We start from the raw sequence: 22697 nt of genomic DNA on the forward strand, positions 1-22697 counted from the left end.
TGAGTCTCTACGTCGCTGACCTGCTCCAACGCGGGATATCCACAGGGAAGGACCTGGTGGGGTGGACGAGGCGCGGCTGGTTGACGGAGGCTTCCCGCATGGGGTTCGCGAAAGCAGCCAACGTCCTCGCCGTGCGTCTCGCCGCTGGCGACGACGGCCTCGCCGCCGCTGAGGCGGTCCACCTGGCCATCGAAGCCTGGAAGTACCTGGGCGGGGTTGATCCCGCGTGGGACCGCAGGGGCCTGATCGACACCATGTTCGGCGGAGCAGCCGCCGACGCGGGCAAGCCGACCTGGTGCGAGAAGACGCCGACCGGCGGGGCGCACGCCAGATGAGAGCCACACTAGCCTGGGGTGGGCAGCCGCGATGAGAGCGACCCCACCGGGCACCTCGACCAAGCCTGGCCGGGCTGCGGTCGTACCACCAGTCAATAGGTAGCCGCGTAGCGCTCGTGACGGAAGGTAACCGATCGCCGGTGCCTGCATCCGGACGTGCCGATGACAGTGCGGGCATCCCGTCACTTCCGCCTAAATCGCCAGCCGAAAATCTTCAATCTTCTGCCGGATAACAATCGCCGGATCGTCGCCAAGGTCGTAGTTGCTCAACATCTGCTGCACGTCGTCATCATTCAATGTGACGACCAGCTTGCCGTGAAGGACCCACTGTTCGCGCCGCGTGTAGTCGGCCGCCTTGTCGCTCCCCTTGCGGGTGACCAGCAAGCCAAAGAGGCCCGTGCCGTGAGGTGTCATATAATTGCAGATCTGCAGTACGTGCGCTTTCGTTAGCGAGCCCGAAAGGTTTTTTGCATCAACCACAATATGGTCGGCACGATAATGTGTGCGCAGGAACTGCCAGAACCCCTCAGTAGCATAATTCGGAAGAACAAAATCGCGACGGTTTACCCGCGACTCGTTCGAACTCTCCTCTATTGGGCTAGACAGCGGGGGGCAAAAGAGGTGCTCCAATATGTTCTTGCAGAGCTTCTGGTACTGCGACCAGTATGGCCGGCCGGCAGGGATTGTCCGCAATTGCTGCTGGAACGTCCGGCGCCGAAGCCGGTGAGTCTCAAGCCTTGGTGCGGCTTCCCGCTGAGCAGCGGCCGTCAATATTTCACGCGCATCCGACAGCCTGCCAACTTTCGACGCAGCATCCAAGATCCACTGGCGATCCCACAGTGACACCTCTGCAGACCTAAGTAGCTTCACCTTTTCCGAAGTCAGCTCTCCAGGAATAGCCAGGGTGAGTTCAATGCGGGAAACTCGATACTTCTTCGCTATGGCGTCTCGGTATAGAGCTAGCTTTGCTAGAACCTCTTCGAGGCGTTCGTTTGTCTGAGGAGTGATACCCCTCACGTCAATTGCATGGATTGCGCCCTCCTCGAAGCGAACTATGTCCATGCGCAAACTAGGGGCGACCCTGAGTTCATCTTCGATTCGCGCCTCGGGATGAAGTTCGCGCAGGATTTCTACGAGAAACTCGATGAGCTGCACTTCCCTAAAAGGCGGAGCTTCCGATTGATCCACGGTCACCTCATCCATCACTGAACGTCGAGCGCGCGGAAGGCGCCTGCCTCCATGGCAGCCAACGCTACAGCCTGAGTGCATCTCGCGCCGGGACCGGATTTCCACCCCGAGAAACACCGGGGTCGGCGGTAGATCGGGCGCACTCATCTGGCCGCTGATCGAACGGTCCGGTAGTCAGGCGTCATGAGCAGCCGCGGGCTTCAGGAGGGCATGCCAGAGCCCCTCATGTTGGGCTGGCGAATACAGCAGGTAACGAATGCCGCGCACCGCCAGGCGCTCGGCCGGACATGTCCGGTGTACGACGTGCCGCTGCTGCCCGGCGAGGAGGAGAGCTACTTCGGTGAGGTGTGAGGGTAATCAGTTGTCGGTCTTGTGTGCGTGACCGGCCGCTGCGAGCAGAGCATGCCGACGTCGCCGGCTGCGAGGGCCCCAAGCAGATGTGGGGCTATTGCCTTGAGATGTCTGGTTCCTGTTCAGGGCCAGGTCGGTGGTTTGGCGTCTTGCTGTCGCCTCCTCGGGCAGTCTCCTCGACTTGTAGAAGGTTGTCGATGATCACGGCGATGCCGTCTTGGGCGGCCGGTGAGAGCTTGGTGATGGATCGTGCCATCACGCGGACGCGCCGGCTGTGTTCTTCGGGTTCTTCTTGGTCGCCGAGTAGGTAGCCGGCGGGCACGTCGAAGAACTGGGCGAGCGCGCGGAGCGTCGATGCTTTGGGGTTGATTCGGGGTGCGCGCAGCAGGTTACGGATGCCCTCGGTGGTGATGCGGTGGCCGGCGTTGGTGAGTTCCCGGGCGACCTCGGCCTCTGTGTAAGGTGGCCGACCTTCGCTGCTGGCCTCGAAGAGGGTTCGGAGCCTTGTTTGGATCAGGTGTGAGGCTGCGGCCTCGGCCTGGTCGGCTGGTGTGTCCTTCATGGAGCCCTCCAACTCCAACCACAGTTGGCCACAACAAAAACTGCGGTTGACGCTCTTCTGTGACCTGTGCTTAGCTCTCGGTATCGCCCGGAACTGCGGTTCGGTAGAACCCGAACTGGAGTTGCCTGGAGCGTAGCGGATCGGGTCGCCGTAAGCGAGATGGCAGCCCGGCACGCGAGCGGCGACGTAGGAGGGGGACACGTCGTCGCTGTAGGGCCTGCTTCGTCTGGTCAGCGTCCAGGTCGTGACAGTAACGGGGGACCGGCCGCGTCGATGTCGACTGTCGGCCAGTGCTGTACGGCAAGCCTTACGGGGAGGCGGACGTGCAAGGTCCATCAGACGAGCAGCCCGAACAGATCACCGCCCGCGCGTCTTCGGACGGGCACGGCGGTGAGCAGGGGGAGCCGGCGGGCAGGGAGAGGGCCCTTCCGCCGGCTCCCACCCCCGAACAGATCGCGGCCCGGGCCCTGGCCTCGGTGCCTCCGGGGCCGCGCCTTGTCGGTGAGGCGGCAGTACGGGAGATCCCGCGAGAGTTCGGCGCGGGAACCCGGGTGGAGACGCTGTGGTGGCGGGCAGCGTCCCTGCAGTCGGGCTGTCCACTGGTGTGCGTGTCCTCAGCGGACGGCGGCGTCGGCCGTTCGGTGTTGACCGTCGGGCTCGGCGGCCTGCTGGCACTTGCTGTTCCCGATCCGGTGGTGGCGGTCGACGCAACTTTGCGGGCGTGGGGTGGCCTGGAGCATCGGGTGGCCCGGCGCAGCTCGTCGACGGTGTGGGACGCCGTGGCCGCGGATGCCGGCTTGACGGAAAGCGGGGCCGCGGAGCGGTTGACGCAAGTAGGGCCGACGGGGCTGCGGGTGCTGGTCGGGGAGAGCAAGTTGACCGCGCAGCGGCGCCCACCGACGTGGCCGGAGATATTCAGCGTGATCGGCCATCTGCGGTCGGTCTATCGGTTGGCGCTGCTGGATCTGCCGACGGCCGACAGTACATCGACGTGGCGGGCGCTGGGCTGGTCGACGGTGCCGGTGCTGGTGTCGCGGGCGACGGTGGAGGGGGTGCAGCACACGCTGCGGCTGCTGGCCCACATGCGCGGGGCGGGCCTGGCGCATGTGCCGGACCGGGCAGTGGTGGTGGTTATGGCGACCTCGCCATCCGTGGCTCGTGAGGTGCGGGCGGTGGAGCAGTTGGCGCGGCAGGCCGCAGCGGAGCTGGTGCGGGTGCCGTATGACCCGGGGCTCGCGCGGGCGGACCCGCTCGACCCACGGGCTCTGAGTAAGGCCACTCGGTCGGCGTTGACCGAGGTCGCCGCAGCGGTGATCGACCGGTGTCCGGTCGAGCCAGCGGCTGTCCTTGGTCCGGGATCGTCGGCCTCGAACGGGGAGGACTAATCGTGTTGCATCAGCTTGCGGCGGCCTTGACCGTCCGCGCCCCGGCGGTTACGGCGCTGCTGGCGCCGACGCCGACGCCCGAGCCGTCAGGCGAGGGTTTCGACTTCAGCCGGATCAGCCCGGACCCGTCGGCCGTGCCGCGGTCGGATCTGTTCTACAAGCTGGCCAACGCCGCACTGTTCCTCGGTGTGATCTCGGCGGTGGCGGGGCTCGCGGCGGGGGCGATCGCGTTCGGGATCGGCCCGATCTTCGGCGCGCACATCATCAGTGATCGCGGGAAGTCGATGATGTGGAAAGCCGGCCTGGTGGCGATCGTCGTCGGGTCAGCCACGTCCATCATCGCGTTCCTGCTCACCGAGATCTAGCAGGTGGCGGCCATGAGCAGAGCGGAATTCAAGCCGACTACCGGCCGCCGGATGTCGGTAGTGGTCACCGTAATGGCGGTGGCGCTGTTGGTCGGTGTGGCGGTGTTCGCCGCCGGGCGCGCGAGTACCCCGGAGCGGCAGGTGACCGCGCGGTATGTCGAGCGGATACAGGCCGGGGTGCCGGTGGGTTTCCCGGGCACGCCTCGCGGCGGCGGAGACGCGGCGGCGGCGTACACGCAGGCGCTGGCGTCTGCCGGTACGCGCCCTGCGACAAGCCGGCAGGCGATGGTGGACCTGATCGCCGCTGAGGGAGCCGCCGCGGCACTGCAGCCCCTTGTCGGGCCGACCGTGGACGGCGAGACGATCTCACAGACAGTCGTGACGCGGGTCTGGGCGCCTGACGCGGACCTCGACGCGATGGTGCCCGAGGACCGCGAGGTATCGGTGCGGATGCTCGTCTGCACCTTGAGCGGCGCCACGACCAGCAGTCCTGCGGATCCGCATGTCGGATTGGCGGGCGGCTGGTACGTGCAGTCGGTGACGGTCCGGTGGTCACAGGGCCGGTGGCGCCTGGTGACAGCGGAGCGCTCGGTGCCGGTGCCGCCGCCGGATCAGCGCGGTGCGCGCCGCGACGGCGGCCCGCGGGACATGCAGCCCCTCGTCGACGTGCTCAGCTCGCGGTCCTGGGCGCCGGGGACGGTGTGACCGATGGCCCTGGTGCCCGTGATGCTCCGGCTGCTGCTGGCAGTGGCGTCGCTGACAACGGTCGGGCTGGCCCTTGCGGGACGGGCCACGGCGGCACCGACGCCAGTCCCGTCACCGTCGGCTTCGGCCTGCCCATCCCCACCAGTCGATGGCCAGCCCGGTAGCGGCGCGGAGCCGCTGGCACAGCCGCAGGTGAATTGGTGCCTGCCATGGGTGCGGTGGCAGGCGGGCGATGGTTGGACGACGGTGTGCAGCGCGGCGGCCAGTGCCGCCGACCAGGAACGCTGCGACGCGGTGGCGCTGACCGTGCAGTCACCGCCTCCGGACGGCACGCCATCAGCGCTCGACGAGCGCCTGCCTACCGCTGGTGAGCAGCCGGTGCGCTGCGAGCGTCTGGACGCGAAGGCAACGCAGGACCAGGCGAACGCCGAGCGGTGGAAGGCGAAAGCGGACCGCTGCCGTGCGCTACGCCCGGTGCTGGTGGCGTCGTCGTCACTCAAGCCATCGTCGGAATGTGGCCTGGTGGACGTGTCCTGCAAGGTGGGAGCGCAGGTCAAGGAGGCGGCGCGTACGGGCTTCGAGGGCTTGGCCGACGTTGCCGTCGCCGGGTTCGCGTGGGCGTTGGGCAAGTTGGCCGAGGTCGTGTTCACGCAGTCCTCCACCGTCGCCGACGAGCCGTTCTACGGCGTCTATAACGACATCAGCGGGGTGCTGATCGTCGTGGTGCTGGTGGTCTTCGTGCTCTCAACGGCGATCAACGGGCTGCGGCTCAGTGGACCTGGGCCGTTGTCGAGCCTCGGCGGGCTGGTCCGGGCGATGTTTGGCATCGCATTCGCCGGCGGTATCGCGTACCTGCTGATGGCGGCCTGGGACGAGGCGACGGTGGCGTTGATCGCCCGCAACCAGCAGCGGGACTGGCAGCCGAGCATGTGGGTCGACGCGCTCAACACGCTCACCGCCGACACCGGCACGATCCTGCTGGCCTTCATCGTCGCGGTTGTCGGAGTGATCGGGCTGGTGCTGGTGTTCGTGATGCTGCTGTTCCGGTCGCTGCTGGCCGCCGGAGCGGCGCTGTTCGGGGCGATGGCGATGACCGGCCAGGTCATGGCCGAAACCCGCGCGTGGGGCCGGAAGTGGTTCTGGACCTGCAACGCGCTGGCCAGCAGCAAGTTCTTCATCGCCGCGCTCTGGATCTACGGCACCCGCACCACCTACGAGAGCGACAACGTGATCAACGTGCTGCGGGGCTTGTTCATCATCGTGCTGATGGTCCTCGCGCCGTGGATCCTGCTGCGGCTGACGAGCATGTGGGACGGCTACCTCGCCGACGTCGACGCCCGCGGGTTCCTGACCTCGGCGGCCACAGCGGTGGGGATGGACGCCGCGTCGCGGCGTCTGGCCGAGCCATTGAGCGGCGGCGGTGGCGACATGGACGCGACGTCGCTGATGCAGGGCAACTCCGAGGCCATCCCCACGAGCCCGACCAACCCCGGCGGCCCAGTCGGCGCGCTCGCCGGGCTACCCGACACGGTCGAGGCCCTGCACGGCCGGGGGGACAGTGACCAGTTCGGCGAGCCCGCCGGGCAGGCGGGTGGCGAGCAGGGCGGGGGCGAGAACGCCGACGAGACCGCCGGGGTGGAGCGCGACTCTCACACGGCGCAGGGGGATATGGCCCACGGCCAGCTCACGCTGCCCGGCGACGCCACCGGCGAGCAGGGTGCGCTGCCGGTGACCCCGCAGGGGGCGCGCGAGCAGGCAACGGCCTTCACCGGAACTGACGCCCCGGTCGCTGGCGGCCCATGGTCTGCTGGCAGCGGCGCGCAGGGTCCTGGCGGCAGCCCCGGGCTACCGCCAGTCGATGAGGCCGGCAGCGGGGGCGCGACACCGACGAGCAGCGGCGCGGCTGCCGGCCAGACGGGCGGGGCGGCCGACGGGCAGGGCGGCGCCGCTGCGGCCGGTGGAGCCGCCGAGATTCCGATCGTGCCCGTCTAGGCGAGCAGAGGAGTAGGGCGTGACACAGTTCCACTTCCCTCCGCGGTCCACCCGCGGGTCGATCCTGGGCTTCTCCTGGGGGCAGATCGGCACGGCTGTGGCCGGGGTGATCTGCCTGGTAATCGCCGCGAACATTTTGGCGGTCGGCCGGCAGGGCGCCGCCGGTGGCCTGCTGCTGACGGCGGTGCTGCTGCTCACGATGGGGCTGTTGCGGATCCGGGGTCGCCGGGTCACCGAGTGGACGCCGATCGTCGCGGGGGCTTTGGCGCAGCGGGCGGCCCGGCAGGACCGCTACCGCGGCGCGGTGTGGGCGGCAAATCCGGGCACGAAGCATCTGCATTTACCGGGCCCAACGGCCGGCTACCAGTGGCTACCGGCGATAGCTGCGGACGGGCTGACCGAGGTGGGGCTGCTGCACCACCGGCGGGAGGGCACCGTGACCGCGACGTTGTCGTGCGCGGGTAGCAACCTCGTCCTCGCGGACACATCGGTGCAGCATCAGCGGCTCACCGCGTGGGCGGACGTGGCGAACCTACTCGGCACCGAGTACGCCGACAGCGGCCTGGCGCGGTGGTCGCTGATGGCGCGGGCCGTGCCAGACCTCAGCAACAGGGCACAGCGGTACCTCGCGAAGCAGGCGGTCGACACCAGCACGGCGGCGTACCGGTCGCTGGCCGAGCTCACTGCGGCAGCCGGGCCGGGCACGCAACGCCACGACGTGTTCCTGACCGTGGTGTTCGACGTGCGGAAGCTGTCCGGAGAGGTCGCGGACGCGGGCGGCACGGACGCGGCCATCGCCACGGTGGTGCTGGACAAGCTCACCGGCGTGCGGGCGGCGGTGCGGGAGGCCGGCATCGAGACCGGCGGCTGGTTGACACCCCGGCAGTACGCGGCGGTGCTGCGCGGCCAGTTCGACCCGGAGGACACCGATCTCGAGGTGGCGCCGCAGACGGCGGGGCCGGTAGCGGCGGAGACGGTGGGCTGGTCGTCGTACCGGCACGACTCTGGTTTCTCCCAGACGCTGTGGGTGTACGAGATGCCCCGCCAGCCGGTGCCGATGACGTGGATAACGCCGCTGTTCACCCGCACCGTCGGCCGGCGCACAGTAACGGTGGTCGCCGAGCCGGTGCCGGCGCAGCTGGCGCAACTGGCGACCCGGCGGGACAAAGTCGCCCGCGCCGGGGACGAGGTGACCAAGCGGCGGATGCGGCTGGTCCGCACCGCCCGGGAAGACGAGGAGGCCCGCGCGGTCGAACAGATCGACCGGGAGCAGGCCGCGGGACACGTCCGCTACCGGTACGCAGTCCTGGTCACCGTGACGGCCGACAGCCCGGAGCAGCTGCGCCACGACGTGCGCGCCGTCAGGAGGGTGCTGGGCCGGTGCGGCTGCCAGGCGGTGGTGCTCTACGGCGAGCAGGACCAGGCGTTCGTGGCCGGGGCGCTGCCCCTGGCGCGCGGGCTCAAGCCGATGCGGGGGTGGTTCGCATGACCTCCCGCACACGCAGGAACGCGACGCCCCGGGTACGCCGGGAAGGGTCGTGGTCGCAGCGCCTGGCTGATTCCGCCGCCCGGCGCGACCTCGCGGCGGCGCAGGCGGACCTGGCACGGGAGCAGCGGGCGCTGCAGCGGCTGACCGAGCGGCTGCTCGGCCCACCATCCGTGGACGGGCGGGGGGCCTTTGGACGGGCCGCGGGACGAGTGTTCTGGCGGTTGCGGCTCCCGCCGCTGGTCACCACCAGCGCGCAGTTGTGCAGCGTGTACCCGTTCGTCGCCGACCCGGGCCTCGGTGTGGACGGGCCACTGATCGGGCAGGAGGTGTACTCCCGCGCCGGGTTCGTGTTCTCGGTGCACGAGCTGTATCGGGCGGGCGTGCTCAGCGCCCCCAACATGGTGGTCACCGGAGAGATCGGGTCGGCGAAGTCGTCGCTGCTCAAGACCATCGCGTTCCGCGGGATCCCGTTCGGGGTGCGGTTCTACATCGTCGACGTCAAGGGCGAGTACGACACCCTCGCCGACACGGCCGGCATCCAGCCGGTGCGGGTCGGCCCCGGATCCGGGGTGGTCATGAACCCCCTCGCAGGCATTCGCCGACTGCCCGATCAGGGCGAGGCGGAGTGGCTGCAGATCCAGCGAGCACGCAGGTTGCTGCTGCTGGAAGGGCTGTTAGAGATCCAGCTCGGCGGGCCGCTGAGCGAGGCGGAACGCTCGTTGGTCGAATACGCCCTCGACGCGGTCACCCGCACCGACGACGGCACCAGCCCGGACCGGATGGACACCCCGACCCTGTCCCGGGTCCTGACCGCGATGGGCGACCCGGCCCGGTGGGCGCACCGGCTGGCCGGGGTGCACTACGACGTCGACCAGTTCACCGCCGACAGCCGCCGCGTCCGGCTTGCCCTGGAACGGCTGATCACCGGCGCGCTCGGCGGGATTTTCGACGCTCCGGCCGCGTCGACGCTGGCGATCGACTTCGACCAGCCGGGCGCGATCCTGGACCTACGGGCGGTCCGCGCATCCGACCAGATGACGGCGATGGCGATGACCTGCGCACAGTCGTGGCTGGAGGCGGAGCTGACCCGCCCCAACGCCCCCGCCCGAGTCTGCCTGTATGACGAGTTCGCACTGGTCAGCCGCCACCTCGGGCTGATGAGGCGCATGCGCGAGCAACTAAAGCTCGCCCGCGCGCTCGGCACCGCGAACATCCTGGCCTTCCACCGTTTCACGGACCTGTCGGCCAGCGGCAGCGCCGACTCCGAGCAGGTCCGGATCGCCCGAGGGCTGATCGAGGACACCGGCGTGCGGGTGTCCTACCGACAGGCACCCGGCTCCCTGGACGCGGCACGCGAGTTCCTGGGCACCACGGACGTGGAGACCAACCTCCTGCTGCACCTGCGCCGCGGCGTCGGGCTGTGGAAGGTCGGGCTGCGCTCCTACGTCGTCAAGCACCAGCTCTCGGCGATCGAACGGCGCATGGTCGACACCGACAGCCGGATGCGGCAAACCCCCGATGCCGAGCCGGAGAGGGCGGCGTCGCCGGGGGAGCAGGCCGCCGCGGTGGGGCAGGTGCGGTAATGGCCGGCTCACTCATGTCCCCGGGACACCGGCTGCCCCGCCGGGGGGTGGCCCGCGCCGACATCCTTGCCCGACTGGCGCTTGCGGGCATCGCGGCGCTGCTGGTGCTGTCGGGCACCGTCACGCTGTGGCTCGCCGGGCAGGCCGGCGGGCTGCTCACCCACGCGGCCTGGCCGGACAGCTCACCCGCGGACGCCCCAAGCATCGCCCTACGGTTCGTCACCAACCCGGGCGACCCGGCGCGGGCGTGGCCGCTCGCCGCCCGTGACAGGCTGCCGCCAGCGCCCCTGCTGTACGGGCTGTGGGTCGTCCTGCTCAGCGCCACCGTCGTCGGCATCGGCGCAGTGACGATGCGGGTGGCACAGCGGTGGGTACGCCGGCGCGGCTTCGCCGGCCGTAAGGACCTTGATCGCGTGGTGACGGCCGAGGCGGTGCTGCGCCGCGTCGACGTGCTGCGGCCGGGCCTGACCATCCGCGACACCGACCGGCCCGAAACCGTGGCGGTGAAGCAGCGCCGCCGCGCGGACCCGCTGGAGGTGGCCCGGCTGCTCGGCCACCATGCCCTGACGGGTGAGCCGCTGTACCTGGCCAACGAGTACACCGAACTGCTCGCCGGCGCGGCCAGGTTCGCCAACAAGACGAGCCGCTACATCATCCCGAGGGTCGCCGACGCCCGCGGAGCGGTCATCTCCACCTCCACCCGCCTCGACGTCGCATCGGTCACCTACGACCTGCGCGCCCAGATCGGCCCGACGTGGATCTTCGAGCCGCAGGGCCAGGTGCCGGGGGTGCCGCGACTGCGTTGGTCACCCATCGACGGCGCCGAGGACCCGGACATCGCGGCGCTGCGCGCCAAAGGCTTCGCCGCTGGCGCCGGCCTCAAGGGCAACGTCGACAACGGCCAATACTTTCAGGACCAGGCGGCGTCGATCATCCGCGGGCTGCTGCACGCCGCCGCCCTGGACGAGCGCGCCACGATGACCGACGTGGCGAGCTGGGCGGCCAACCCCGCCGACCCGCGCGCCGAGCGGATCCTGCGCCACCACGGGCAGACGGTGTGGGCCGATCGGCTCGCTTTCCACCGAGAGACCACGGGCCGAAGCCGCGATGCCATCCAGTCGGTGGTGTTCGGCGCGCTCGACTCGTTCAGCAACCCCCGCATCCTGCACGCGTGCTCACCGCCGCGCGGGCAGCAGTTCCACCCCGAGCAGTGGCTCGACGAGTCCGGCACCCTCTACCTGGTCGGCACCCGCAGCGGGCAGGCATTGATCGCGCCGTTGTTCGCCGCCATCGCCGAGGACATCATCTACCGCACCCTGCAACGGTCGTTCCTCGCACCAGGCGGGCGGGTCGAGCCCTGCCTGTACCTGGTCGGTGACGAGATCACCAACATCGCGCCGCTGCCGTCGCTGCCCGCGCTGGCATCGGAAGGCGGCGGCGCCGGCATCGCCCTGTCGATCGCCTGCCAGAACACCCACCAACTGGAAGAACGGTGGGGCCGCGACGGCGGTCAAGCGCTACGCGACGGCGCGAACGCCCGCTTCGTGATGGGCGGCACCCAGGACGTCAACGCCCTCAAGGACGCCCAGTCGCTGCTCGGGCAGGTGCAGGAGTTGTCCTCGGCGGCGTCCTGGGGCGGCGGCCGGGCCAGCGTGCAGGAGAACACCCGCCGGGAGAACCTGGTCGACCTGGCGGAGCTGCGCACACTGCCGGCCGGGCACGCCATGGTGCTGCTGGGCAACATGCCACCGCTCGAGGTGGTGCAACCCGCGTGGTGGGAACGCCCGGACGCCGACCGGTTTCACAGGGCGCAGGCCGCTTTCACCGCCCTACTGGGGGGAGCACGCTGATGCCGGATCGGACTTTCCTGTTCGACATCCCAGAGCAGGCGTCGCCGCAGGAGCGCGCGACCGCCGAGCTGGCCGGGCTGATCGACACGCTGCGCGGCGCGGTGGAACAGCTCGCCGAGGCGCACGTAGCGCTGTCGGACCGCGTCGAGGCGCTCGACAGTCCGACCGGGTTCGTGCCGGCGCGGCACTGCTGGCGGGACCTTCACCGCGATGACGCCCGCGAGCTGTGGGCGTGGCTGATCGCCTGGACCCGGTGGCTGTCCGACCGGTACAGGCTGGCGCAGGACCTCGGCGCGTGCTGGCCGGCGCATCCGGCCCTGGTGGAGGAGCTGACGGCCCTGGCCGTGTCGTGGCACCACGCCTACTCCGCCAAGGCGGACCCCGACGCGCCGCTGCGATGGCACGAGGCGCTGCACCGCGCACGGACCCGATGGCAGCAGTGGGACACCACCCGATGCCGGCACGGCCAGCACACCCCCCACAGCCCGGACGCCGTCTGGTCGCAGCCGTGGCCTGATACCGCCGACCAGGCGGTCAGCGAGGACATCCGCGAACGGCCGGCGCCTGCGGCGGCCCAGGAGACAGGGGGCAGCAGATGACACATCCAGCCGAGATCACCAGTGTCTGGGACTGGCAGCGGTTCGAGGCCGCCCTTACCGGGCTGCGCGTCGGGGTCGACACCCTCGACGACTTCATCGCCGGCATCCACGACGCACGCGACACCTGGCGCGACGACGAAGAGAGGCAGCAGTGGACAGACATCGACGAGCAGACACGACGGGACACGGAGCTGGACTGGGCCAGCGACGGGCACCTGGACGGCGACTACACCCGCGACGTCGACGAGTGACTACAACCATCTCGTTCGACGTTCCGCTCGCCGCGATCAGCACCAGCCTCAGCCAACTGCGCGACGACGTCGGCTCCCTCGTTGACGCGGCCAGCCGGCATCCCACCGCGCAGCGGCGCGCCGCGCTGGTGGACATCCACCACCAGTTGCGTTTGCTCGGGCAGCGCGTCAACGCCGCGCTCGGTGCCCCGCCAGCCCAGGACCCGCCGCCCCACGAGCCCCCGGAGCCGGCATGACCCGCACTCGCAGCCGAGCCACACTCCTGGTGCTTGCGATGCTGCTGGCGGCCGGCTGCACCAGCCGTACGAACGGAGCTTCCGCCTCGCAGGCAAGCAGCCCACCGGAGGTGACACCGCAGGCCAACATGCTTCCGCACCCTGACGGTGTCCTGCCCACCCGATCCACCGCCGCGGACCCCGGAGCCGCGGCCACGGCGACACGCTTCGTCGCCCGGTGGGCACGCCCGGACCTGCCGGCCGCCCAGTGGCGCGTCGACGTGCGCCCCTACGCCGTGCCCGCCTACGCGGACCTGCTCGACACCGTCGACCCGGCCAACGTGCCCGCCACCCGGATCACCACACCCGCCCGCGTCGTCACCGCCACCCCTGAACGGGCGGAGGTCGACGTCGGCACGGACGCGGGCGTGCTGCGCGTGGTGTGCGTACGAGACGGCCAACGCTGGCTGGTGGCCACCCTCGGTATGCCGAAGGACACCTCGCGATGAACGGGCAGCGGGCCGGTGTCGGCGTCGCTGTGGTGGCTGCGCTGCTGCTGGTGTGTGGTCTGCCGCTGGCGTCGGTGATCACCGAAGCGCCGGCCGCTGCCTGCGCCCCCGCCGCCGGACAAACCCGGAGTAGCGCGGGCACGCGCGGCGGGGTCGGCCGGTGGAACAGCGAGCAGGTCACCAACGCGACCACGATCGTCACCGTCGGCCAGCAGCGGGGGATACCGGCCCGAGGCTGGGTCATCGCGGTGGCCACAGCCATGGTCGAATCCAGCCTGCGGAACCTGCGCGGCGGCGACCGCGACTCCCTTGGCCTGTTCCAGCAGCGGCCCAGCCAGGGATGGGGCACCCCGGCGCAGATCCTCGACCCGGCTTACGCCGCCGGGAAGTTCTACGTCAAGCTGCTACGCATCCCCGACTGGCAGCAGCTGCCACTGACCGTCGCCGCGCAACGAGTCCAGGTCTCGGCGTTCCCCGACAAGTACGGCGAATACGAGCAGGACGCCGAGCAGGTCGTCGCGGCCGTGACCGGCGTCGCCACGATCAGCGACCTGCCCGGGGCCAGCCTCGCCGTGTGCGGCAGCGCCCCGAACGTAGCCGCGTCGGGATGGACCCAGCCCGTGCAGGCCGCCGTAGGTAGCGGCTACGGGCCACGGGCCGGACGGCTGCACGCTGGCGTGGACCTGATCGCCGCCCGCAACACCGTCATCCGCGCGGCCAGCAGCGGCGAGGTGGTGTGGTCCGGCTGCGACCCCGGCACCGGCAACTGCGACATCGACGGCAGCCCGAGCACCCACGGATGCGGCTGGTACGTGGACCTAGTGCACGCCGGCGGCTACGGCACGCGGTATTGCCACATGGTTCGCCGCCCCGACGTACGCGTCGGCGACACCGTGCAAGCGGGCCAGCCGATCGGCCTGGTCGGCACCAGCGGCCACTCCTCCGGCCCGCACCTGCACTTCGAAACCCACCAGGCGGTCTGCGGCGGATCACGCTGCGACCTCAGCAAGGCCAACTCCACCGACCCAGTGCCGTTCATGCGCGAGCGCGGCGCCCCGCTCGACGAGAGCAGGTGAGGCCCTGGCCTCGCACCACGACACCACAGCCGACAGCGCACAAATCACGGGGGTGAAACATGCGCACCGACCAGAACCAGCATCCATGCCTGCCCACACCTGAACCGCCGCAACCGGCCGACCGCAAGGGCCAACATCGCAACCGGCATACCCTGCGCCGACCGCGACACCTGCGGAGGCCACGATGAGCGCCTCCACCCGGCGGCAGATCGCAGGGATTTACCGCCCACCCGTCAACTCTCAACCGGCTCCGCCGCCGCGCCCGGACGCAGTGGCGCAGCTATGCCGCACCGCGAACACCGTCCGCGCGCATCTCGAACGCACGGTGCTGCGCGAGGCGGGCATGACCTGGACCAGCTACGACGTGCTGGTGCTCATCTGTGCCCGCCGCGTGGTCGAGCCCCGCGCCATCACCGTGGAGGTGGGCATTGCCAAAGCCACCCTCACCAACACGCTCAGCATGCTCGTCGCCCGGGACCTCGTGCGCCGCCAGCTACACGAGCGTGACCGCCGGCGCGTCGTCGTCAGACCCACCCAGGCCGGCCTGGACCTTGCACGGGAGCTGCAACGCCTCGTCCACGCGCGGCAGGCGGAGCTGTTTGCCGGCCCAGGAATGCCACCGAGAGACAACATCGCCCACGTGCTGCGCGTGGTGGCCACCCGCTCCCGCCCAGATGACGCCGCCCCAACTGGGGAGGACGCCCGGTGACCGGCAACATGGGTGTGGCACGAGGAACCGCCCTATGTATCGGCGCGGTCCTCGGCCCCGGAGTCTTGGTCCTGCCGGCACTGGCCGTCCGCGCCGCAGGACCGGCGTCGCTGCTGGCCTGGGTAGCGCTAATGGCCGTCTCGGTGCTCATCGCCACCTCGTTCGCGACCCTCGGCGCCCGCTACCCAGACGACGGAGGAGTAGCGAAGTTCGCTAGCCGGGCCTTTGGCACCCCCGCGGCCGTCGTCGTCGGCTGCTGGCTGTACGCGGCGGTGCCGGTAGGGGTGGTCGCGGGCGCGATCGCCGGTGCCCGCTACGCCGCAGCCGTGATCGGCGCCTCACCCACCGCGGTCGCCGGCATCTCCGCGCTGCTCCTCGCCGCGGTGTACGGGGCGAATCTCATGGGGCTACGCCTGTCCAGCCGGCTGCACCTAGCGCTGACCGCAACCCTGGTGGCGATGCTCGTCGCGGTTATCGCTGTGGCCGGACCCCGCGTCGAGACCGAACGACTCACGCCGTTCGCGCCGCACGGAGCCGCCGGCGTCGGCAGCGCCGCCGCCGTGCTGTTCGCCGCCATCTGCGGCTGGGAGGCCACCGCCAACCTGTCGGCGGAGTTCACCCACCCCCGGCAGGTGCGACGGGCCGCAGTCGCGAGCCTGAGCGTCGTCATCGTGCTGTACACCGGATTGGCGATTTGCACCATCGGGGTTCTCGGCGACACCGCAGGTGACACACCGGTGCCGCTGATACACCTGCTCGGCGCAACCGGAAAGCCGTCAGCGACCGGAACGGTCGCCGTGTTGGCGGTACTGCTCACCGTCGGCGCGAGCTTCACGTTAGTCGCCGCTGGTGCACGGGCCGGTGTGTACCTGGCCCGTCACCACGTCCTACCTTCTCGCATCGCGGTGACCCGCCAGGGTGTCCCTCGGCGCAGCGTCGCCGTGCAGGCCGCCGCCGGAGCCGTCGTCGCGGTGATCGTCGCAGTCGCTCCTGGCATCGTCAGCATGGACCTGCTGGTGCGCGTGTTCGCCGCCTTGCTCGCCTGCGTCACGGTGGTCGGCCTCGCTGCGGCAGTGCGGCTGCTGCCGGTAGCGCGTTCGCGCGTCAGCGCGGCGGTGGCCGCTCTGGCCGTCGCGGTCATCGTCGCGATGAGCGGACCCTTCCTGTTCGCTCCTGCCGCCATCGCCGTCGTCGTGCTGGCACGGCTCAGTCGAGCTCCCAGCCCTGCGACGGTCATGCACGCCGCCGCCCCGGGGATTGATCACCGCGCCCCTCTCGGCGGCGTCCGTGCCCCTCGAACAGCGGCGAAGGTGGGGATCCGATGACACGGCAGACGACGATGCCGGCCGAGGAGGCCGTTCCCCGTAACGAAGCGACCATCGCACCCGGACTCGGGTGGCGGCTGGGCGTCCTCTACGGGCCCGCTGTCTACGGCGTGAGCGCCGCCGCGGTCGCGCTCCCGGACGCAGCCCGGTATCTCCACGCGAGCGGTCCAGCGCTCGCGTGGATCCTCACCGCGTACGCCGTGGGCATCGGCGTCGGCGCGGTCACCGCCGGACGTATCACCGACCTGTGGGGCAGCCGCCCGGTCCTCCTGATCGCTGTCACACTGCTGACCACCGGAGCGCTGGCATGCGCGGTCGCCCCCAACCTGGCCGCCGTCGTAACCGGTCGAATCCTGCTGGCGGTGGGCTCCGGCGCGGTCCAAGCCACCGCGCTCGCGACGGCCGCCCACCTGCCGGCATCGCACCGCCCGATGGCATTTGCCCGGTTCGGCGCCTGTCTAGCCGCATTCAGTGCCACCGCGCCGCTGGTCGGAGCAGTGACGGTGGCCTGGTCGTGGCGGGCGCCACTGGCCCTGCCCGTGCTGTCCATCGCCGCAATCCCGCTGTGCTGGCCCCTCACCACCCCACGACGACACCGAGAACCGCTGGATTGGCCCGGAGCGGCACTGCTCGCGGTCGTCGCCGCCGGACTCCTCCTGACCGCCCAAACTGCAGCCCAACACACCAGTGCGGTCACCATCACGGCGACGGCTGCCGCTACCGCAGCCACCGCTCTCATCCTCGCCGTTCGCAGCCGACGCCACCCCGGCGGGTTCGTCCTAGACGGCGTCCTGTCGGCCGCATGGTTTCGGCGCGCGGCGCTCACCGGCGCGGGCGTCTACGCCGGCCTGTTCGCCATCCTCTACGCGGCACCGCACCTGCTGACGACGCTTGGCTACGGCACTACGCACATCGGGCTGCTCCTGCTGCCCGGCGCCGCCGTCGGTGCCGCGCTGGCCCGAGGCGCCGCAGTCGCCGCCCGCCGCCTGCCTGCCCGGTACCTCCTGTCGGCGGCGAGCCTGCTGTTCGCGGGCACGCTGTGCTACGCCGCCGTCGACACCGGTCCGATCGGCGTCGCGGCAGCCGCCACGGCCGCATTCGCCGCCTCGGCGATCGCGCAGATGCTGCTCACCGCAGAAGCCACTAAACACGCACCGCCACCTTGCCGGGGCGGCGCGATCGGACTGCTCACCCTGGCCACCTTCGTAGGCGGTGGTGGCGGCACCGCGCTCTGCGCCGCACTGTGGCAGCCATACGGACCAGCCGGCGCGCTGGCCCTCGCCGCACTGCTGCCCGTCGCAGCCGCCGCACCGGCCTGGCGATTCTGTCCCTAACGACGGGCGCCTTACCCACATCGGCTGGAGGCGAAGGCCAATGCCCCAGACGCCCATCGTGAGCCCAACCTGGGTCCTCGGCTCTCTGCGCTCTTCGGCAGACTCGCCACCGCACGTCTAACGGACCTGACCGGCGCCGTTGCATCATCAACCACCCGGATGTGCCCTCGACAGGCCAGCGAACATCCGGGGCGACCCCTGGACGGCCGGGTTTTGACACGACCTCAACATCAATGCCCCCTCAGCCGCTGGACCAAGTACAGCGGGTCGGCGACTGGCCGCCGGCTTCGCGTCTATCGCGCCGGACCGATCGAGCAGGTCCGACCCCATGCCCTGGCGTTACAGGTGAACCATTGGCGTGGTCGTGGCACCGGACAATGGCGGAAAAAGGATATTCGGGCCTCACTGGTGGGTGATTACTCCGTCTACACTCCGTGTTTCATCATGCTGCGGCCAACGTACGGGAGGGTGGGATGTCCGGTCGAGTAGTTGCTTGGGGCACCGCAGCGGGTGTGGTCCTGGCTGCGGCCACCAGCGCGCTGATCAACGAGTTGCACGCTGGCTGGCCGTGGTGGGTCGGCGCGGCGGTGGCGACCTTGATCGCAGCGGCTTTGGCCGGGTGGGTGGCCCGCAGCACGACGCGCACCGGTGATGGAGATGATGCGGTGGCGGTCGATGCCGGTGGCGTCTACGTCGGTCGGGACAACGCCGGCCGCATAACCACCCGGCCTTCGTCCACCAGTGGGTCCGCTGCCCGGCGCGGTGTGTGGCGGTGGATTGGCCCAGGCGCCGTGTTCGTCGGGCGAGACAACGCCCGCGCCTCCACTATCGATACCAGCGGGGACGACAATGCGGCGCCGGACGAGAAAGCAGGCCGATAGGTTGTGACAGGTCGGTCGTGGCAGCTGGCACCGGGCGCGGTGGCCATCGGGCGAGACAATGCCGGCACCGTGATCACTGGGCCGACGTATGTGCAGGTGGTCGCGGGAAGCTTCGACCGGCTACACGATGCGATCTTCGACCCGGCGGAGTTGTACGAGCAGTTGGACTTGGCCCGCTTTCAGGGCCGCACCGAGTTGATCGCTCGCATCGATCACTACATCGCCGGTCAGGAGCGCGGCTATGTGGTGATCTGCGGTGAGGCTGGCGTAGGAAAGAGTGCCCTAGCCGCGCACCTGGTATGGACCCGGGCGTGCGTGTTCCATTTCACCCGCCTCGGTGGTGGAGCTCGCGACCCGGTCGAGGCCCGCAAGAGTTTGGCCGCGCAGCTGATCGGCGGGTGGGGGCTGGCTGGCCGCTTCGGCCTCGGGGACATGTTCCCGGCCGCGGCGGCCCGACCGGACTGGCTGGCCAAGGTTATCCGTGCTGCTGCGGTCGAGCGCGATCGGCGGGATCCTGCCAGGCGACCACTGGTACTGGTCATTGACGGGCTGGATGAGGCCGAGCCGGATCCGCCGGGAATGGAGACCGGGGTACCACTCGGGCTTCCCGTGCCCGAAGCACTGCCAGTCGGGGTGTTCATCGTCGCGACCAGCCGGTACGGACTGCCGTTGGGCGCGTTACGGGACCCGCAGCGGGTTGGCTGGTCGCAGATCACCGTCGAGGGTGAGGACAACTTGGCCGACATGCGGGCCTACCTGCGAGCCGCAGTCGCCGGCACTGCTCCGGACAAGGCGCTCGTCGCAGCCTTGGTACGGCACAACGTTGCCTCGGATGAGTTCGTCGATACGTTGATGGATCGCTGCCGTGGGGTGTGGATCTACTTGCGGTACGTGCTCGACGAGATCCGGGCGGGCTTCCGCCCGCCGACGGAGGTGACAGGGCTGCCTGATCGGTTGCGCGGCTACTACCTCCTCCAGATCGCCCGGTGGGCAGCGCAAGAGCAAGCGTGGCGTGGCCTGTACCGACCATGCCTAGCCACCTTGGCGGCGCTGCAGCGGCCGGTCACCAGCGACGAACTCGCCCAAATACTCACCATCGGTGCCACTGACGCGCAGCCGGTTGCCGCGGACGGAATCGCCGCGTGGCTGGATGGGCCGGCCCGCGCGTTCCTCAACGTGTCCCGTACGCCTGATCGACGCCGGGCCTACAGCGTGCGCCACGAGAGCCTACGAGACCTATTCGCCAATCCACTTGACGGCGATCACGGCGAAGATCGGGCCGACGCGGGGATGAGCGATCAACTTCATACCGCCTGGACGGCTGCGCACCATGCCATTACCCGGTGGCTGACACCTCCGATGGTCAACGGCCGGCGAAACTGGGCCGACGCTGATGCCTACACCGGGCTGATGCTCCCGGCCCACGCCGCAACCGCCGGCGCCATGGACCAGCTCATGACCGACCCCGGCTTTCTGCAAACCTGCCCGCCAGACCAAGTCCTGCGCCACCGGCACCAACTCAGGCGTCCCGAGGGGGTGGCCGCCGCGAACGCCATGGAGGCCGCCACCAGGCAATGGGCGAGCCGTCCAGGGGACGACCCGCGCTGGTGGTTGCATGTCTGGGCGCGCAAGACCCGTGCAGCCCTTCTAGCCGATACCCTGGCCGAACAAGCATCCGACTGGTCGTGGAGGGTGCAGGCCGGGTTCTGGTCCGGCATGACCCATCGTTCCCTGACTGGCCACACCGCGACGGTGTGGTCGGTGGCAGCGCTGCCACGTCCCGACGGTCGCGTGCTGATCATGGCCGGCGTCGCAGATAAGACGGTGCGGATGTGGGACCCGGACACCGGCTCTGAGGTTGGACCGCCCCTCAACGGCCATACCGGCATGGTGCGGTCGGTGGCAGCCCTGCCCCGCCCCGACGGCCGCAGCTGGATCGTCAGCGGTGGAAGCGACGTGATGGTGCGGGTATGGGACCCGGACACGGGCACCGAGGTCTGCCCGGCCGCCCGCACCGGCTGGGTGGACTCGGTGGCGGCGCTACCCCGCCCGGATGGCCGCAGCCTGTTCATCACAGGCGGCCGCGACGGGATGGTACGGGTTTGGGACCCCGACACCGGGCAGCAAGTCGGCCCGCCCCTCAACGGCCACACCGGCCGGGTGCGGTCGGTGGCAGCCCTGCCCCGCCCCGACGGCCGCAGCTGGATCGTCAGCGGCGGAATCGACGTGATGGTGCGGGTATGGGACCCGGACACGGGCACCGAGGTCTGCCCGGCCGCCCGCACCGGCTCGGTCTACTCGGTGGCGGCGCTACCCCGCCCGGATGGCCGCAGCCTGTTCATCACAGGCGACAGCAGCGGGATGGTACGGGTTTGGGACCCGGACACCGGCGCCGAGGTCTGCCCGCCCATGAACTGCCGCGCCGGCATGGTGCGATCGGTGGCAGCCCTGCCCCGCCCCGACGGCCGCGCGTTGATCATTGCGGGCGGCGAAGACGGTACGGTGCGGGTGTGGGACCCGGACACCGCTCAACAGGTTGGTCCCGTTATTACCGGCCACATCCGCGATGTGTCCTCGGTGGCAGCGCTGCCACTTCCGGACGGCCGCGTCTGGTTCGTCAGTAGCGCCGAGGACGACGCGGTGGTGCGCGTGTGGGATCTCGATACCTGGACCCAGCGGGCCCCCACCCGTACCGGCCACACCGGCACGGTGTACTCAGTGGCAACGCTGGCCCGCCAAGACGGCCACAGCTGGATCGTCAGCGGCGGGCAGGACGAGACGGTGCGGGTCTGGGATCCGGACACCGGGCGGCAGGTCGGCTCGCCCCTGACCGGCCACAGCGACTGGGTGTTGGCAGTGGCGGCGCTACCCCGCCCCGACGGGCGCACGTTGATCATCAGCGGTGGTGACAGCGCAGACTGCACAGTGAGGCTCTGGGATCCGGACACCGGGCAGCAGGTCGGCTCGCCCCTGACCGGCCACACCGGCTCTGTGTGGTCGGTGGCAGCGCTGCCCCGCCAGGACGGCCGCACCTGGATTGTCAGCGGCAGTGGCTTCCTCGACTCCACCGTGCGGGTGTGGGATCCGGACACTGGGCAGCAGGTCGGCCGGCCCTTGGCCGGCCACACCGGCTCGGTGAACTCGGTAGCGGCGCTGCCCAGCCCCAATGGTCACGACCTGATAATCAGCGGCAGCAGTGACGGCTCACTTCGGCTGTGGGATCCGGACACTGGGCAGCAGGTCGGCCCGCCCTTGACCGGCCACACCGGCACGGTGTGGTCGGTGGCGACGTTCATCAACCGGGCCGGCTGCACCTGGATCGCCAGCGGCGGTGGCGACGGAACAGTTCGGTTGTGGGATCCGGACACTGGGCAGCAGGTCGGCCGGCCCTTGACCGGCCACACCGGCTCGGTGAACTCGGTAGCGGCGCTGCCCAGCCCCAATGGTCACGACCTGATAATCAGCGGCAGCAGTGACGGCTCACTTCGGCTGTGGGATCCGGACACTAGGCAGCAGGTCGGCCCGCCCCTAACCGGCCACATCGACACGGTGTGGTCGGTGGCGACGCCGCGACACCTAGACGGTCGCGCCGTGATCGTAAGCGGTGGCCAAGATGAGACTGTTCTGTTATGGACAGCCCGCCTCGGGTTCACAACGGTGCGAGAACCTGCTTCTGAGAAGTGAATCGTCGCAGCAAGTGACCGCGAAACATCGCTACCTCGTCCAGGCGACGCACGCCAATCGTGAGCGGCGGCTGAACACTTCGCGCGCCTCTGCCCACGGGGGACTGAGAAAGAGGCCTACAGGCTGACGTTGCCGAGCAGGTAGGTCGCGCGGTCGTTGTCGATCGTTTCTATGGATGCCGTGAAGATGGTGTTGGGCGGAGGGTCGTCATGCCCGGCGCCGTTTGGCTTGTTGGAGTCAACAGGCTCGGAGGGCTGCTTGGCGAGAAGGTCGTACAGGTCGCCGGACATGTGGTCGGTGCTCCCGGAA

General features: G+C 70.0%; 21 protein-coding genes. 18 read left to right on the plus strand and 3 right to left on the minus strand.

Going from position 1 to position 22697, the window contains the following annotated elements; genetic code table 11:
* Positions 1 to 98 precede the first annotated feature (98 nt).
* Positions 99 to 335 (plus strand): hypothetical protein, encoded by a 237-nt coding sequence (locus V6U88_RS19035; protein WP_334454795.1) that lies wholly within the window; start codon positions 99 to 101, stop codon positions 333 to 335.
* A 192-nt stretch (positions 336 to 527) separates the two neighbouring features.
* On the opposite strand, the gene V6U88_RS19040 is transcribed toward V6U88_RS19035, so the two are convergent.
* Positions 528 to 1538 (minus strand): hypothetical protein, encoded by a 1011-nt coding sequence (locus tag V6U88_RS19040; protein WP_334454797.1) that lies wholly within the window; start codon positions 1536 to 1538, stop codon positions 528 to 530.
* Between the two features lie 195 nt (positions 1539 to 1733).
* Here V6U88_RS19040 and V6U88_RS19045 point away from each other — a divergent pair, with 195 nt between their 5' ends.
* Positions 1734 to 1874 (plus strand): hypothetical protein, encoded by a 141-nt coding sequence (locus V6U88_RS19045; protein WP_334454799.1) that lies wholly within the window; start codon positions 1734 to 1736, stop codon positions 1872 to 1874.
* A gap of 94 nt (positions 1875 to 1968) precedes the next feature.
* Here the strand turns inward: V6U88_RS19045 and V6U88_RS19050 are convergent, their stop codons facing one another.
* Positions 1969 to 2436: a hypothetical protein gene (locus V6U88_RS19050; RefSeq protein WP_334454800.1), complete on the minus strand. Its 468-nt coding sequence runs from the start codon at positions 2434 to 2436 to the stop codon at positions 1969 to 1971.
* Positions 2437 to 2726: 290 nt separating this feature from the next.
* Between V6U88_RS19050 and V6U88_RS19055 the strand changes: the two genes are divergently transcribed.
* The 16 genes from V6U88_RS19055 (at position 2727) to V6U88_RS19130 (ending at position 22388) form a co-directional block, all read left to right on the plus strand.
* Positions 2727 to 3821: a MinD/ParA family ATP-binding protein gene (locus V6U88_RS19055; RefSeq protein ID WP_334454801.1), complete on the plus strand. Its 1095-nt coding sequence runs from the start codon at positions 2727 to 2729 to the stop codon at positions 3819 to 3821.
* A 26-nt stretch (positions 3822 to 3847) separates the two neighbouring features.
* Positions 3848 to 4186, plus strand: coding sequence for a hypothetical protein (locus tag V6U88_RS19060; RefSeq protein WP_334454803.1), 339 nt, complete (start codon positions 3848 to 3850; stop codon positions 4184 to 4186).
* Between the two features lie 12 nt (positions 4187 to 4198).
* The gene (locus V6U88_RS19065; protein WP_334454805.1) at positions 4199 to 4891 is read left to right on the plus strand and encodes a hypothetical protein; all 693 of its coding nucleotides are present in this window, start codon (positions 4199 to 4201) and stop codon (positions 4889 to 4891) included.
* Between the two features lie 3 nt (positions 4892 to 4894).
* Positions 4895 to 6883 carry a hypothetical protein gene (locus tag V6U88_RS19070; RefSeq protein WP_334454807.1) on the plus strand — a complete coding sequence of 663 codons (1989 nt, stop codon included), beginning with the start codon at positions 4895 to 4897 and terminating at the stop codon, positions 6881 to 6883.
* A 19-nt stretch (positions 6884 to 6902) separates the two neighbouring features.
* Complete coding sequence (locus V6U88_RS19075) at positions 6903 to 8372, plus strand: SCO6880 family protein (RefSeq protein WP_334454809.1); 1470 nt, start codon at positions 6903 to 6905, stop codon at positions 8370 to 8372.
* On the plus strand, positions 8369 to 9955 hold the full coding sequence (locus V6U88_RS19080) for a hypothetical protein (protein ID WP_334454810.1): 1587 nt from the start codon (positions 8369 to 8371) through the stop codon (positions 9953 to 9955). Before V6U88_RS19075 ends, V6U88_RS19080 begins: the two co-directional genes overlap by 4 nt.
* Positions 9955 to 11805, plus strand: a complete 1851-nt coding sequence (locus V6U88_RS19085; protein WP_334454813.1) for a type IV secretory system conjugative DNA transfer family protein — start codon at positions 9955 to 9957, stop codon at positions 11803 to 11805. Before V6U88_RS19080 ends, V6U88_RS19085 begins: the two co-directional genes overlap by 1 nt.
* Entirely contained in the window at positions 11805 to 12404 is a 600-nt protein-coding gene (locus V6U88_RS19090) for a hypothetical protein (RefSeq protein ID WP_334454815.1), read from the plus strand. Before V6U88_RS19085 ends, V6U88_RS19090 begins: the two co-directional genes overlap by 1 nt.
* On the plus strand, positions 12401 to 12655 hold the full coding sequence (locus tag V6U88_RS19095) for a hypothetical protein (RefSeq protein WP_145824098.1): 255 nt from the start codon (positions 12401 to 12403) through the stop codon (positions 12653 to 12655). The genes V6U88_RS19090 and V6U88_RS19095 overlap by 4 nt, the downstream gene beginning before the upstream one ends.
* Positions 12652 to 12891, plus strand: a complete 240-nt coding sequence (locus V6U88_RS19100; RefSeq protein ID WP_334454821.1) for a hypothetical protein — start codon at positions 12652 to 12654, stop codon at positions 12889 to 12891. Before V6U88_RS19095 ends, V6U88_RS19100 begins: the two co-directional genes overlap by 4 nt.
* Positions 12888 to 13379, plus strand: a complete 492-nt coding sequence (locus V6U88_RS19105; protein WP_334454822.1) for a hypothetical protein — start codon at positions 12888 to 12890, stop codon at positions 13377 to 13379. Before V6U88_RS19100 ends, V6U88_RS19105 begins: the two co-directional genes overlap by 4 nt.
* A complete protein-coding gene (locus tag V6U88_RS19110; protein ID WP_334454824.1) occupies positions 13376 to 14455 on the plus strand; it encodes a M23 family metallopeptidase in 1080 nt (359 codons plus the stop codon). Before V6U88_RS19105 ends, V6U88_RS19110 begins: the two co-directional genes overlap by 4 nt.
* Positions 14456 to 14639: 184 nt before the next feature.
* Entirely contained in the window at positions 14640 to 15164 is a 525-nt protein-coding gene (locus V6U88_RS19115) for a MarR family winged helix-turn-helix transcriptional regulator (protein ID WP_334454825.1), read from the plus strand.
* The gene (locus V6U88_RS19120; protein ID WP_334454826.1) at positions 15161 to 16489 is read left to right on the plus strand and encodes an APC family permease; all 1329 of its coding nucleotides are present in this window, start codon (positions 15161 to 15163) and stop codon (positions 16487 to 16489) included. The genes V6U88_RS19115 and V6U88_RS19120 overlap by 4 nt, the downstream gene beginning before the upstream one ends.
* Entirely contained in the window at positions 16486 to 17823 is a 1338-nt protein-coding gene (locus V6U88_RS19125) for an MFS transporter (RefSeq protein ID WP_334454829.1), read from the plus strand. The genes V6U88_RS19120 and V6U88_RS19125 overlap by 4 nt, the downstream gene beginning before the upstream one ends.
* Positions 17824 to 18743: 920 nt before the next feature.
* Positions 18744 to 22388, plus strand: a complete 3645-nt coding sequence (locus V6U88_RS19130) for a hypothetical protein (RefSeq protein WP_334454832.1) — start codon at positions 18744 to 18746, stop codon at positions 22386 to 22388.
* A gap of 116 nt (positions 22389 to 22504) precedes the next feature.
* Here V6U88_RS19130 and V6U88_RS19135 read toward each other — a convergent pair whose 3' ends face one another.
* On the minus strand, positions 22505 to 22678 hold the full coding sequence (locus V6U88_RS19135) for a hypothetical protein (RefSeq protein ID WP_334454834.1): 174 nt from the start codon (positions 22676 to 22678) through the stop codon (positions 22505 to 22507).
* Between the last annotated feature and the right edge of the window lie 19 nt (positions 22679 to 22697).

The sequence above is a fragment of the Micromonospora sp. CPCC 205739 genome, assembly GCF_036906795.1.
Classification (GTDB): Bacteria; Actinomycetota; Actinomycetes; order Mycobacteriales; family Micromonosporaceae; genus Micromonospora.